This is a genomic window from Kitasatospora sp. NPDC001660, assembly GCF_053596725.1.
The window spans coordinates 21,105-33,977 of the sequence record NZ_JBSFGU010000053.1; the positions used below are offsets into that span (position 1 = coordinate 21,105).

General features: G+C 68.3%; 13 protein-coding genes and 1 pseudogene. 11 read left to right on the forward strand and 3 right to left on the reverse strand.

All coding sequences use genetic code 11. The features are described 5' to 3' along the window. Nucleotides 1-52 precede the first annotated feature (52 nt). The 9 genes and pseudogenes from ACWCXH_RS34000 (at nt 53) to ACWCXH_RS34040 (ending at nt 7,306) form a co-directional block, all read left to right on the forward strand. Nucleotides 53-826 (forward strand): DUF721 domain-containing protein, encoded by a 774-nt coding sequence (locus tag ACWCXH_RS34000; RefSeq protein WP_449805397.1) that lies wholly within the window; start codon nt 53-55, stop codon nt 824-826. A gap of 61 nt (nt 827-887) precedes the next feature. Beyond that, nucleotides 888-2,240 carry a replicative DNA helicase gene (gene dnaB / locus ACWCXH_RS34005; protein WP_449805371.1) on the forward strand — a complete coding sequence of 451 codons (1,353 nt, stop codon included), beginning with the start codon at nt 888-890 and terminating at the stop codon, nt 2,238-2,240. A gap of 591 nt (nt 2,241-2,831) precedes the next feature. Continuing rightward, on the forward strand, nt 2,832-4,091 hold the full coding sequence (locus ACWCXH_RS34010) for a hypothetical protein (RefSeq protein ID WP_449805372.1): 1,260 nt from the start codon (nt 2,832-2,834) through the stop codon (nt 4,089-4,091). Between the two features lie 429 nt (nt 4,092-4,520). Then, nucleotides 4,521-4,739, forward strand: a pseudogene (locus ACWCXH_RS34015) (DciA family protein); the annotation flags it as partial. A 173-nt stretch (nt 4,740-4,912) separates the two neighbouring features. Beyond that, complete coding sequence (locus ACWCXH_RS34020; RefSeq protein WP_449805399.1) at nt 4,913-5,191, forward strand: hypothetical protein; 279 nt, start codon at nt 4,913-4,915, stop codon at nt 5,189-5,191. A 62-nt stretch (nt 5,192-5,253) separates the two neighbouring features. Beyond that, entirely contained in the window at nt 5,254-5,604 is a 351-nt protein-coding gene (locus ACWCXH_RS34025; protein ID WP_449805373.1) for a hypothetical protein, read from the forward strand. Then, nucleotides 5,601-5,861, forward strand: a complete 261-nt coding sequence (locus tag ACWCXH_RS34030) for a hypothetical protein (protein ID WP_449805374.1) — start codon at nt 5,601-5,603, stop codon at nt 5,859-5,861. Before ACWCXH_RS34025 ends, ACWCXH_RS34030 begins: the two co-directional genes overlap by 4 nt. A gap of 196 nt (nt 5,862-6,057) precedes the next feature. Then, nucleotides 6,058-6,366: a trypco2 family protein gene (locus ACWCXH_RS34035; RefSeq protein WP_449805375.1), complete on the forward strand. Its 309-nt coding sequence runs from the start codon at nt 6,058-6,060 to the stop codon at nt 6,364-6,366. Next, entirely contained in the window at nt 6,338-7,306 is a 969-nt protein-coding gene (locus ACWCXH_RS34040) for a DUF2690 domain-containing protein (RefSeq protein ID WP_449805376.1), read from the forward strand. The genes ACWCXH_RS34035 and ACWCXH_RS34040 overlap by 29 nt, the downstream gene beginning before the upstream one ends. Before the next feature lie 71 nt (nt 7,307-7,377). Here ACWCXH_RS34040 and ACWCXH_RS34045 read toward each other — a convergent pair whose 3' ends face one another. After that, nucleotides 7,378-7,758 (reverse strand): peptidoglycan-binding domain-containing protein, encoded by a 381-nt coding sequence (locus ACWCXH_RS34045; RefSeq protein ID WP_449805377.1) that lies wholly within the window; start codon nt 7,756-7,758, stop codon nt 7,378-7,380. Between the two features lie 764 nt (nt 7,759-8,522). On the opposite strand from ACWCXH_RS34045, the gene ACWCXH_RS34050 reads away from it, so the two are divergent. Beyond that, a complete protein-coding gene (locus ACWCXH_RS34050; protein WP_449805378.1) occupies nt 8,523-9,263 on the forward strand; it encodes a DUF5131 family protein in 741 nt (246 codons plus the stop codon). On the opposite strand, the gene tcmP is transcribed toward ACWCXH_RS34050, so the two are convergent. Further along, on the reverse strand, nt 9,260-10,423 hold the full coding sequence (tcmP, locus tag ACWCXH_RS34055; protein WP_449805379.1) for a three-Cys-motif partner protein TcmP: 1,164 nt from the start codon (nt 10,421-10,423) through the stop codon (nt 9,260-9,262). The two genes, ACWCXH_RS34050 and tcmP, sit on opposite strands and share 4 nt — an antisense overlap. Nucleotides 10,424-10,578: 155 nt before the next feature. Beyond that, the gene (locus ACWCXH_RS34060) at nt 10,579-10,797 is read right to left on the reverse strand and encodes a hypothetical protein (RefSeq protein ID WP_449805380.1); all 219 of its coding nucleotides are present in this window, start codon (nt 10,795-10,797) and stop codon (nt 10,579-10,581) included. A gap of 385 nt (nt 10,798-11,182) precedes the next feature. Between ACWCXH_RS34060 and ACWCXH_RS34065 the strand changes: the two genes are divergently transcribed. Next, complete coding sequence (locus tag ACWCXH_RS34065) at nt 11,183-12,256, forward strand: protein kinase domain-containing protein (RefSeq protein WP_449805381.1); 1,074 nt, start codon at nt 11,183-11,185, stop codon at nt 12,254-12,256. Nucleotides 12,257-12,873 lie beyond the last annotated feature (617 nt).

Consider the following 12,873-nt stretch of genomic DNA (forward strand, 5'->3'; position numbering starts at 1 on the left):
ACAGGTTGGTGGGGGTGGCGAGGCTGATCTCGCGAGGGATCTGTTGCGGGCGATGCGGGAGCGGGCGCGCTGGGGCCACTCGACGACGGGGACAGCGCGGCGCGCTGTGTCTCGTAGGCCCCGGGGGAGTGAGCCGCTTCTGCTGGCGGAGCTGATCAAGGAGCGCATGGCCAGCAACGGCTGGGTCATTCCGGGTTTGGCGGTGCTGCGAGCTCACTGGGCGACGATCATGGGGCCGGATCTTGGTCGGCACCTCGTCCCGGAACACTTCGACGAGCGCTCGGGCATTCTCCACCTTGTCGCGGATTCGCAGGCCTGGGCGACCCAGGTGCAGTTTCTGGAACGGCAGATGCTGCTGAGGCTTCAGCACGAGCTCGCGGGTGTGGCACCCCGGGCCTTGAGGATCACTTTGGGGAAGCCTTCCGGTGCCGTTCTCCCAGCGGCGAGCGCGCGGCCTCAAGTACCGGTCGCCGGGGTTCCCGATCCCCTTGCGGACGACTGGCTGCCGGCCGAGGAGGACTTTCCGGAGTTTCCCGAGGCAGCGTTCGTCCACGCCGAGGCCGGAGATCGGGTGGATGCGCCGGATCACGACGAGTTCGTCCGCGCCCAGCTGCGCGAGCGGTTGAACCGTCAGGATGCGGCGGAGGCACGGCAGCGGCGTGAGCGGGAGGACCTGTTGCGGTTGCCGCGTGGCTGGTTGGAAGGGCCGGCGAACCTGAACCCTCAGCCAGTGCCAGAGCTGAGCCGGGTCCGGTGGGCAGCTGCGGTGGTGGCCGCGGCCAGACTTCGTACGGCGGGGAGCCGCGCGCCTGGTGGAGCTGAGTAGAGTCTGAGGACCCCGGGGGCGTGTGCCGTCCGGGCAGTGCGGGGTAGGCAAGGGGGCTGCTGTGGGTGACGACACGACCGGGCTCGGGCCGGACCGGAAGTCCGTTTCGCGGCAGGAGGAGGCCGAGCTCCAGGACGAGCGTGATCTCCTCAGCGCGATGATGCGTTCGCGGAACGTGGTTGCGGACGTGGTGGAGATCGTCGGCCCTGGTGACTTCCGCAGCCCGGCCCATGCTTTGGTATTTCTCGCGGTGCTGGAAGCCTATGTCGGGGACGGGCCGCTCGACCCTGCCGCCGTCTCAGCAGTGCTGTCAGGCCGAGGCGATCTGAAGGCCATCGGCGGCAGCGCCGCGTTCGACAAGATCACGTCGGCTGACTCGCGCGCGGGCCGTGCGGTCAAGCGTGCTCACCGAGTCCACCAAGCGGCGGTGCGCCGCCGCCTGGCCGAGGCCGCTGCGGTCATCGATCACGCGGTGGCTTCCGATGCTCCGATCGACGACGTGGTCGACCTGGCGGAGAACACCGTGCTGTCGGCTACCGCCCTCGACCGGCACTTCGAGATGCCGCCGTTCAGCGACATCGTCGAGGACGCCCTCGACGAGATCGAGGCCATCGGCTCCCGAGCTGGCCAGATCTCGGGTGTTCCCACGGGCTTCGAAGACCTCGACGCCCTCACCAATGGCCTCCGTCCAGGCCAGCTGATCGTCGGCGCGCGCCCCGCGATGGGCAAAAGCGTCCTGGGGCTGGACCTCCTCCGCTCCTGCACCATCCGCAACGAACTGCCGGCTGCACTGTTCACGCTGGAGATGGACCGTAACGAGGTCTCTATGCGTCTTCTCAGCGCAGAGGCCAGGGTCGCGCTCCACCACATGCGCTCGGGCAACATGACCGAGGACGACTGGACCCGTCTGGCCCGGCGCATGCCGGCGGTCACGGCCGCTCCGCTCTTTGTCGACGATTCCCCCCGCACACTCACCGAGATCCGATCGAAGTGCCGGCGGCTCAAGAAGAAGCACGGCCTTCGGCTTGTGGTCGTCGACTACGTCCAGCTTCTCGACTATGGCCTGCGCCAGTTCGCCAGCCGCTACGAGGAGATCAACGAGATCTCCCGCCACCTGAAGCTGATGGCCAAGGAACTGGACCTCCCCGTTGTCGCCATCTCCCAGCTCAACCGCGGCCCCGAACAGCGCACCGACAAGAGGCCGCAGACCTACGACCTCCGAGACTCCGGCACCCTTGAGGACGACGCCGACGTCCTCATCCTCCTCCACCGTGACGACGCCTACGAGAAGGAATCGCCCCGCGCCGGCGAGGCTGACCTGATCGTCGCCAAGCACCGCAATGGGCCCACCGCCACCATCACCGTCGCCTTCCAAGGCCACTACTCCCGCTTCGTCGACATGACCCGCGACTGACTCGGCGCCGTTGGACTTCGAGGGTCAGTGCACCACCACGTCGCCCAGCCCTTCCTCCGCAAGACGAACAGTTCCGCAAGCGCATCCCGGACTATCTGCTGTTAACCGCTGGCTGGCTACCGCGGGCCGTGGTTGATCAACACCGAGGTGCTGGACGAACTCCGGGACCAGGATTTGGACGGTGCGACGGTTGGTAAGGCCGCTCGGTGCCTTCCAAATCACCCGCAACCTTGTTGTCACGGTCGCGGTTGTCGAGGTCCTGTACGGCAACCGCTGCCGCTACTGCAGCCTGGGTGAGCCCTCGCGGTGCAAGATCGAGATGCGGGCTCCCCACCGGGCCACAACGCTGTGCTCATGGGGAGTCAACCAGTTGTCGTGGTGCATGCCCCGGACGCTCGCGGTTTGCGGAAAGTTACTATCCGAGGCGAGCCCGTCGGCGACGCTTGGTCGCTTCGGGAGCTACGCAGAGTTCTGCGGCGCATGGGTCTGCCCAGGGACATCGATCTTGGCGATCAGGCCCGCGTCCATTGGGTGACGGATAGGACGTGCTGGCCGGACCGCCCATGGGAAAGGCGTGCCACGAGCGCTGTCATGGCGCTGGGGCTCCTCGCATCCGTCGCCGTGCTGTTTTACGTGGGATCAAAGGATGCTTTCGAGGCGCTGACGTATGGTGGCCGCGTCATGGGGGTTACCTTCATGACCGCCGCACTGGTCGAGGCAATTTCTACTGTTGCCGTTTTCGACTACTGGGGGAAGAGAATAATAACGTATTCTGGCGCAGCAGTTCTCGTGGGTGTCGGCGCCGTAATGGCCACTGATTTCATGTTCCTGATCGTGCAGATCGAGGGTGGCGACTATACTCTCTATCTCTGGCTTTGGATCGGCCTCGCACTTTGGACGGTCTGGGCGCTCTGGACGCTGAGCCGACAGGCGGTATGGCAAGGGATTCCCCACCCCAAGAGCCTCGCGCTGGGCGTGGCAGTGTCAGGTCTCATTGGAGCCGTGAGCCTCGCGTATTCACAGTTGTACATCCCATACGTAATGCCCGTAACAATCCCTTTCACTGTCTCATCCGGGACGCCGACCTTGAACAACGAGCGTACTATCCTTCATGTACCGACACATCTGGAATTCCGCAACTCTGGCTCCGTGCGCATCTACGTCGTGGGAACCATGTGGAAAGTCAACGGACTGCCGACCAAGTTCACCGAGAACGCCAGCGGGATGAACGATTGGAAGAAAGACTTTGGGCGGGGTGATAACACATTCCGTCACGAGGCCTTCTCCCCTTCTCACATGCTGGGAGCTGGGACCTTCGTTAGCGCGGGATCCAGACTCGACCCCGGCGATGACCTCTCGACCGACATCACCGTCGAGGTGCCGCTGGATTCTGACATCAGCCGAGTCAGCGTCACCTCGACTGTCTCCTACATCAGGGCCGACAGATGCAAGCTGGGCAACAGCTACAGCGATTCGTTCGAAGTCTCTTGGGACCCGGAGACACAAGATCAGAAGCACATGCGAGACGCCCCCGGATGGGTCGCAGACTCGGGAGATGAATTCTTTCGCTATCACTCCAAGATCTACCACAGTAGTGAAATGCTAAATCTGGCACGAGCGTCCGACTATGCGACCGCATGGTGGGTGCTACCCAAATGGCATGAGGGGCGCGATTTTGCTGAAGGCGATACCGATCCATACATGATGGTGAGCATCTCCCGGGGGCCGGAGGGCGAGGAGGCGCTCTCCGAGTCCCAGCAGGAGCCATACGGAATGAAGACCATGACTCAATCGACCGATCGAACGATTGCCCAGCTGCTGCAAGCAGCGGAAAAAATAAATAGCCGGTAGCGCCCCCGGTGGACCCTCATGGGCCGTGGGCGTGTTCTGAGCGGCGGATTTTGCTTCCCTCAGGTGCTGCAGACCCGGGTGTTGAGCGGTCAGCTCTCCGACCCCCGGCTGGTATAGCGTAGACGCTTCAAGAACAGGTCCTGGCGGCGGTCACCACTACGCGTCCAGCAAGGCGTACAAAGACACCGTACGCGGCATCGCCTGGATCCCGGTCGACCTCCAAGCACTCCGAGGGCATCAGCCTGCGCGAGCAGCTGGCCGCCCGCCGCCGTGAGCGCGAGCTCGCCGGGAGCCGCTGATGACCACGACCACCGGCACCGACCTGGCCCGCACCGCACCAACGGCAACGCCCCCGCCCAGCGCACCCGCACCGCCCGGCCGACCACGACCGTGCGCTGCGGCCCGCGCGAACCCCAGCCGATCGCGGACGTGTTCCTCGCCCTGGTCGCCGCGCACGGCTGGACCCTCGGCACCGCCGGCGGAGGCCTGCGCGACCACTGGCCCACGATCGTCGGCCCCGACGCCGCCGCCCACTGGCACCTCGCCGGCTACGACCCGACCACCCGCCGCCTGCGCGTGGTCGCCGACTCCCCGGCCTGGGCCGCCCAGCTGCGCCTCCACCACCGCCGCATCCTCACCGACCTCGAGCAACTACGCCCCGGCACCGTGGTGGCCATCGACGTCCGCGTCGGCCCCGCCCCCGTCGTGCAGCACGACCAGGACCCCGACGACCGGCCCCCCGCCGTGACGATCGGCCCGCCGCACAGCCGGCCCGGCCCCCGCTCGCCGACCACGCCGCCTACCAAGACCTGCGCCGCCGGATGCGCGAGGACGCCGTGGCCCGCCAGGCCGCACTCGATGAGGCCGCCGCTGAACGGGAGGCCATCCTGCGCCAGCACTACAACTGGCTGCGTGAGCCCGAGGACGCCCACCGGCCCGCCATCGAAGACTCCCCGACCCCGAACGCCGACGAGCACGCCCGCCAGCAGCGCGAACGCCACCGGGCCGCTCTCGCCGTCGCCCGCGCCACCCGGGCCGGAGCGATCCCGCTGCGCATCACCCGCCCGGCGGAGCCCGCATCTGCCCGCGGTGCCGCGTGAGGCCGCCGACCGTACGTCCCGGAGCGAGTAGCCTCGCAGCAGACGAGAGATGGAGTGACGCCATGAGTCAGCCCGTGCACGACGGAGTCGAGCTGATCCCCCGGCCCGAGCAGAGTCCAGCCGCGCTCAAGGCCGCTCTGGCCGTCGTCGCCGCGGATCGCCTCCCGGAGATGATCGACGGGCAGACGAGGGCCATGGCCGAGGCCATCGCCACAGGCAGCGTCCAGCCGATCAGGGCCTTCGTCACGCACTGGGCCGCCGTCGTGGAGATCGAGCGGCACCCGGCCACCGCCCAGGCCTACCACCGGGCGAACTACCTCGCCAACCACGCCGACAGCATCCAGGAGTGCCGGGAGCACGCCACCACCGTCGCCGAGCTCTACCGCGCCGCCTACGCGGCGGTGAACGCGTGACCTGGAGCTGGGAGTACCTCCCCAGCGAGCAGCACGTCACCGCCGGTGCCCCGGCCGGCTTCCTCGCGGCCGTCGAGCAGCGGGCGGCCGAGCTCGTTCGCGCTGCCGAAGCGCTCTACCTGGACGGCGCGTCCTATCAGGGCAGCGGGGAGCCGATGCGCTACCTCGACGTTGCCGGCGGCCTGCTCGCCTACTACGTGGTCCCGCGCCTGGAGCTCGTCGTCGTCTGCCAGGTCACGCCACCGCCGACGCCCTGATCTCCTGGTATCGCCGGAGCCGGGCCGATCCCGACCTGCTGGTGCGGCGGCGGTACGTGCACCAGGTCCGTCTGGACAGCGCCAGCACCTCCCGCGTCCACGTTCCGGTGTTCACGGGTTTGGCCGTTCTCGGCGTGTGAGGTGGACACGGCGGATAGGCTGACCGATCCGAGAAACGGGATTGTCGTGGGGATGCGTGGGATTCGACGGGACGGAGTTGTCCGAGGCGATCGCGGCTGTCCGGGCCGGGTTGGTCGCCGCTCAGCGTAGCGGGGCGGATTCTGGAATCCGGTTCACGGTGAAGGACGTCGTGGTGGACCTGGGGCTGGAGCTGCGCCGGGTCGGCGGTGTCAGCGGTGGGGTCAAGGCGTTCGTCTTCTCCGGTGAGGCTCGCGGGGAGCAGTCGAGCGGGCGGATGCATCGGTTGACCGTGACGCTGGGGCTTGTCGGCGGCGACGAGGTGCCGAGGGGGGCGCATGGCCGGTCGCTGGAGGCGATTGCCTGAGGGGTTGTCCGCGGAGGAGCGGGAGCTCGTCGAGGTACTCCGGGGGATGAAGGACCGCAGCGGGCTGAGTCTGGTCGAGCTGGCAACGAGGACGCTTCACAGCAAGTCCTCGTGGCAGCGGTGGCTCAACGGCGAACGTCTGGTGACCGAGGAGGCGTTGCGTCGGCTGGCGGAGGTGTCGGGCACGGACCTGGCGCCGGTGCTGCCGGTGTTTGCCGCCGCGATGTCCCGGGGAGCGGGTGATACGGGCGATGCGGACGAAGTAGCCGCTACGGACGAAGCAGATGACGCGGACGACGGGGAGGGCCCTGGCGGACGAGCGGGCGGATCGCCCGGTAAAGCTGGCAAAGGGCGCCAACTCCGCTATCTGGCACTGGTGATGGTGATCGTCGCGGCTGCGGCCGGCCTGGGGTTCGCACTGTGGTCCGGCCGCTCGTCGGAGACGGCGCAGGCCGGTTCGACGGTGGTCCCCACAGCTACGACCACGCCGCCGGCCACTGCGGCCTCGGCCGCCGCCGGTGGCTGCCTGGGGGTCTCCTGCACCGGGCTCGATCCGAAGGCCACCGGCTGCGGTGACGACGCTGTCACGCTGATCACCGCGAACGTCCAGCGGATGACCATCCATGTGCGCTACAGCGCGCACTGCCGGGCCGCCTGGGCCAAGCTCACCAGCGCCACTCCCGGCGACTCCGCCTCGATCACCACCGCGCGGGGCGGCCACCAGACGGCCCTGGTGCACTGGGGGTACGACGCGTACTCGCCGATGGTCGACGCCTCTGCCTCCGATACCGGCCTGCAGGTGTGCGGCGAGCAGTCGGCGGGCCGGGGATGCACCCAGGTGATCACCGATCCGGCGACCGCGCCGGTGGCGCCGGAGCTGCTCACCGCGCCGCCCTCGGGCCCCGGCGCCACCGCCAGCACGGCGGGCCCGGAACACTGAGCCCGGGCGGGGCGGCCCCGTTGATCCTGACGCCCCGCCCCGCCCGGAAGTTGCTCAGCTGCGCGTCGGCGTCAGCACGCGTAGCTCGGGTTCACCGTCCAGTAGTCCAGCTTCGACCAGGTCTGCGACCCGACGAGGCGGTCCTGCGTGATGCCCACGCAGCCCTGGAAGTTGTAGACGGCGTCCGACGTGGCCTGGCCGAAGATGCCGTCCACGACCAGCGGGGTGAAGAGGTTGGGGTTGAGCGAGTAGTTCAGCTCACACTGCAGCTGCTTCACCGCGGTACCGGTGTCGCCCCGGCTCAGGAACGGCTCGGAGTTGGTGTAGTTGCACACGCTGCTGGCCTGGTCGGGCGAGGCGGTGGTGGCGGCGGCGCTGCCGGCCGTCCCGATGGCCGTGGCCAGCACGAGACCGGCTCCCGCGAGACCGAGCACGATGCGGTTCTTGCGCATGACGCTTCCCTCCTGGTTCGCCGCACGCCCCTGACGGCGTGTGGTCGTCGGACGTCCCGGGAACGAGCGCCCCGGACAGCCGCCACTCTGCCGCCGCCCGAAGGGGTCCCACAGCAGTGGGACGAGGGCGGGGACGACCCGGGGAATGTCCCACGGACTGGTCTGACCGGGCGCGTTCGGCAGCGCACCTCAGCCGCAGGACCGCGGCCGTGGGGCGGCGGGGGCGTCCCCGCCCGTACGCACACCACCGAGCCCGACCGATCAACTGCAGTCTCCATCGGCAGGGCGAACTGACCGCCATCGCCTGGCTGTTCCAGGTCACCTGCTGTCGAGTAGTCGGCAGCGAGAAAGGCACCCGGCGGTACGTCACGCTCTTCGGCGCCGTCAGCGCCATCGTCCTCGCGACGGTTGCCGGGCCGCCCGCACCAACGGCAACACCCCCGCCCAACGCCAGCAGCGCGAACGCCACCGCGCCGCTCTCGCCGTCGCCCGCGCCACCCGGGCCGGGGCGATCCCGCTGCGCACCGCCCGCCCATCGGTTGCCCCAGGTGGGGCCGTGCCCGAGGCAGGAGCAGCGTGATGGGCATGGGGCAGTTGGTGGTGCGGTCCGGCAGCTGTTCCGTTCCGGGGTTTCGGTGGTCTGGCAGGGGCCGGAGGATGGCGATCTTACGGTGATGGTTGGATGGCTGGTGTCCCTTGCGGGGCAGGGTCGTTGAGGATTCTGGACCGCGTTGCCGGGGCCGGGGACGGGCAGGGGAGGACTGATGGGTGATCGCAGCTCGATCGAGTGGACCGAGGCGACGTGGAACCCGACGACGGGCTGCGACCGGATCTCGGCCGGGTGCGAGAACTGCTACGCGCTGGCGCTGGCGAAGCGGCTGAAGGCGATGGGCGCGGCGAAGTACCAGCTGGACGGTGACCCGCGCACGTCTGGTCCGGGCTTCGGGGTCGCGGTGCACCCGGACGCTCTGCAGGTGCCGCTGGGCTGGAAGAGCCCGCGGGTGGTGTTCGTGAACTCGATGTCGGACCTGTTCCACGCCAGGGTGCCGCTGGACTACGTGCGGCGGGTGTTCGCGGTGATGGAGGCGACGCCGCAGCACACCTACCAGGTGCTCACCAAGCGGTCGCACCGCCTGCGGCAGGTCGCGGGCCAGCTGGAGTGGCCGGCGAACCTGTGGATGGGCGTCTCCGTGGAGAGCGAGACCGAGCTGGGGCGGGTGGACGACCTGCGGCGGGTGCCGGCCGCGGTGCGGTTCCTGTCGTGCGAGCCGCTGCTGGGCCCGCTGACCGGCCTGGATCTGGACGGGATCGACTGGGTGATCGCCGGCGGGGAGTCCGGGCCGCGGCACCGGCCGCTGGACGAGGCGTGGGTCCGGGAGATCCGGGACCTGTGTGCCGAGGCCAGCGTGGCGTTCTTCTTCAAGCAGTGGGGCGGCCGCACGCCGAAGGCGCACGGCCGCCTGCTGGAGGGCCGGACCTGGGACGAGATGCCGGCCGCGGTCTAGCGGGGCGGCTCGACCACCAGGTCGTAGTTCTTCCTCTGGCCGCCGACGCCGGTAGTGGGTGTGCGGCCCTGCTTGTGCAGGAGCTTGACGGCTTCTCGGGCGGTCGGGTCGGTGACACGTCCGTAGAAGTCCCCGAAGACCTCGCGGGTCTGATCGACGAGCCGGACCGGCTGGCCTGTGCGCTGCAGGATCCTCGCGATGTTGTCGGCGATCTTCGGTACTGCCTCCTTCCGCACGACGGCCGGATCGGGGCGGATCATCGACGTCAGGGAGAACAACTGGTCGGGGTTGTGAGCTTCGTCGGCCTCTTCAAGCTCGTCCCACCAGGCATCGCGGGCACGGGCCGCAGCGTCTCCGAACACCCATAGGCCGTGCTGGCTTCGGGTAGCGAACACCAGGTGGTAGATCGGCTTGTGGTGAGGGGCCTTGGCCACCGGCACGGAGTGGACGAACATGCCGGTCTTCTGTTCCAGCCGGCTGGCGTATTCAGTGGCAACGGTCTGGACTGCCATCTCCCAGCCGTCGGTGGCGTCGCGGATCAGGTCACGCCACCAAGTGCCTCCGCAGACCTCATCGAACCGCTGGGACGAGGCTTCCTGGCCCTTGTCCGAGCGTGCGTTGCCGCCCAGGCGCCGCACCGCCATCATGCTGAAGTTCATCAGGAGCTCGGTACGCGGCCAGCCCTTGAAGTTGCGCGGCCGGTTGAGAGCGTGGACGAGCCGGTCGAACGGTAGGCACAGCCCGCACGGGTCCAGGAACAGGAAGAGCGGCAGGTCGATGGCGCGTGTCAGGACTTGGTCGAGGATCTCGTCGCAGTTTCCGCGGTGGACGGTCGAGTCGACGCCTTGGGCGCGGTAGTCCTCGGCGACCTGCTGGAGGCGCGCGAAGGAGGCTGGCTCCTTCTCAACGAAGAAGCTGGTCCAGCGAAGCTTGTGGGAGGCGAGGTGGGAGGCGGCGACTCGCATGGCGATCTCGGCTGAGCCGGGCTCGCCGTTGGCGTAGCGGCCCTCACCCGCGTATCCGTCGAGGTAGACGACCTCGTGGGTGCGGGAGCCGGTCATGCCGCCGAACGGTGGGATGTATGCGGCCAGGAGCTTGTGTTTAAGGGCGCTGGGCAGGTTGCGCTCGCTCCAGTAGTTGCCACTGGTCCCTGTCGACATCCAGTCCCTCCCCGAGCGAGACCGATCAGATGCTGATCAAAGCAGATGGTGCGGGACAAACCATCTGTCGTAAAGAGCGCGTAGGGGGGCGCACAACATTTCTCCTCCAGCGTGCTCTCCAACGACGTCCGGAGCCGCCAGGGCGCCGACTTCCGTCAGCCAGCAAGTGACACTGGTCCGAGCTTGTGGTTGGTGCCGGAGCGGGCGACGTCCAGGTCGAGGAGCGAGGTCAGCGGGGTGCCGTTGTTCCAGAAGCCGAGCAGGCCGACGTCGATCAGGGTGAGCTGCTGCCTGGCAGCGAACGTGCGGGCCGGCTTGGTGAAGACGCAGGAGGCGACGAAGAGCGGTACGTCGACGCCGTCGACCCGGGTCACCGACAAGAAGATAAGGCCCTCGCTGTACGCGGAGGCCGGCATCGAGCCCTACTGGCGCCTCGAACTCGACCCCGCCCCGCGCCTCTACCTCGGGCACCTCGAGCGCGGCGTCTACGTCGACCGGCTCGTCCAAGCCCGCGAGACCACCCAACTCACCGACCCGTTCCCCCCTCGACGTCGACCCGGCGAGACTGCGCCGGTAATCCCGCGCGGAGCCGTGACGGCCGGGCCCTCCAGGCGAGGAGCCCGGCCGTCGGCATGTCGGCGAGCCACCGGCCCGTCCCGGCGCTCCGCCCGGTGTTCGGGTTTCGCTCTGCCGCAGGCAGGAAGTTCCGCGTAGCGTGACCGATGGGCCACACAGCGGCCGCTACCGGAAGGGGAGTTCGTGCAAGCGGGGACCGTGCTGGACGGGCGCTACAAGCTCGTCGAACGGATCGGAGCGGGGGGCTTCGGCCAGGTCTGGCAGGCCGACGACCCAAAGATCGACCGCTGGGTCGCAGTGAAGATCCTGATCACCGACGACGCCTCCCACACCGCCGGGTTCACCCGCGAAGCCACCGCTGCCGGAAGCCTCTCCCACCCCCACATCGTCACCGTCCACGACGTCGGCACCACCGAACACGACGGCCGGCCCCTGTCCTACCTCGTTATGGAACTGATCGACGGCACCCCGCTGAGCATCGTCCAGGAACGCGGGCCCCTGCCGATGCCCGACCTCCTGTACATCGCGTGGTGCGTCGCCGACGCCCTCACCGCCGCCCACCGCGAGGGCCTGGTCCACCGCGACATCAAGCCGTCCAACATCATGATCATCAGGGACGAACACAACGGCACCAAACTCGTCGACTTCGGCATCGCCAAGAGCACCGACACCCGGCACGACATCACCGCCACCGGCATCCTGATAGGCACCCCCGCCTACATGGCCCCCGAAGCCTTCAACGGCGCCCTCGACCACCGCTCCGACCTCTACTCCCTCGGCTGCGTCATCCACGAAATGGCCGCCGGCCAACACCCCTTCGACGGCACCGGCGGATTCTGGCGCTACGCCCACCAACACGCCCACGACACCCCACCCCGGCTGCGCACCCTCCGCCCCGAAGTTCCCCTCGAACTTGAGGACCTGGTCGTCCGGCTCCTGGCCAAGGCTCCTGACCACCGCCCCGCCACTGCCCAGGAGACGGCCCGCGAACTCAGGGCGATCACCGACCGGTACTACAACCCCAGCGCCCCGCAGAAGGGCAAGGACAGTACCTGCGACGTCACCCTCACCGCCGCAGAAGCTGCCCTTGGCGAGATCATCCCGATCCGCCGCAGCGAACACACCCCCTGCCCCGACTGCCGCGGCTCCAAGCGCAGCAGACGGGCCGTCACCAGGGAGCCGGCTGCGTTCACCGAGCAGCGACGCGAACGGTACACAGCCCAGATCGCCAACCTCGGCCAGCTCGCCTCGGCCTGACGCCTTCGCCCACCGCAGGGGTCCGCCAACCTGGCGGTCCCCTGCGCGTTACCAAAGCGGGTAGCCCTGGTGGCCAGGGCCAGGCCGCTGCCACCAGTGATAGCGGTCTGGCGGCTCCGTTCGGGCTGAGGCGAAGTGCTTGTTCTGGCCGGGCTGGCTTTGGGTATCGGCGAGGTGCCCGGGGGCCGCTGGGTGCCCCGCTGCCCAGCCTGACCGTTTCTGCCAGTGTTCTCGGCGGCTACGTCTCAGCAGCCTGATAGCCAGTCAAACCCGTTCACCATGGGCAGCTTGTGTGATCTGCGTCACGATTGCTACTGTGAGTTATCGATCATGCCGCCTGGGCTATTGGCATATGTCAAGCTTGCAGCTGCTGGGTGGCGTCATGGCTGGCGTGCCGACTACGTCAAGCAACCAAAGATGATCTCTTAGTGAAATCCGTTCGGCTCTCGTGCGTGAATCCGGGGGCTGTGCCGCTTAGCTGGAAGCGAGCCCAAAGGCGGCTCCGGCGAGGCAAGGCGCGCCGCAATCCGACCGGAAACGAGCACATGGACAGCAGTACGCACCACCGGCTTCGGCACCTCCGGCCCATCCTTGACGCCTGTGGCCTCCGGCGGTGT

Bases quoted from the DNA above. Each gene is read 5' to 3' on its own strand.
- ACWCXH_RS34000 (WP_449805397.1), top strand. From the start codon at position 53: ATGCGGGAGCGGGCGCGCTGGGGCCACTCGACGACGGGGACAGCGCGG.
- ACWCXH_RS34010 (WP_449805372.1), top strand. From the start codon at position 2,832: ATGGCGCTGGGGCTCCTCGCATCCGTCGCCGTGCTGTTTTACGTGGGA.
- ACWCXH_RS34020 (WP_449805399.1), top strand. From the start codon at position 4,913: ATGCGCGAGGACGCCGTGGCCCGCCAGGCCGCACTCGATGAGGCCGCC.
- ACWCXH_RS34025 (WP_449805373.1), top strand. From the start codon at position 5,254: ATGAGTCAGCCCGTGCACGACGGAGTCGAGCTGATCCCCCGGCCCGAG.
- ACWCXH_RS34040 (WP_449805376.1), top strand. From the start codon at position 6,338: ATGGCCGGTCGCTGGAGGCGATTGCCTGAGGGGTTGTCCGCGGAGGAG.
- ACWCXH_RS34045 (WP_449805377.1), bottom strand. From the start codon at position 7,758: ATGCGCAAGAACCGCATCGTGCTCGGTCTCGCGGGAGCCGGTCTCGTG.
- ACWCXH_RS34050 (WP_449805378.1), top strand. From the start codon at position 8,523: ATGGGTGATCGCAGCTCGATCGAGTGGACCGAGGCGACGTGGAACCCG.
- tcmP (WP_449805379.1), bottom strand. From the start codon at position 10,423: ATGTCGACAGGGACCAGTGGCAACTACTGGAGCGAGCGCAACCTGCCC.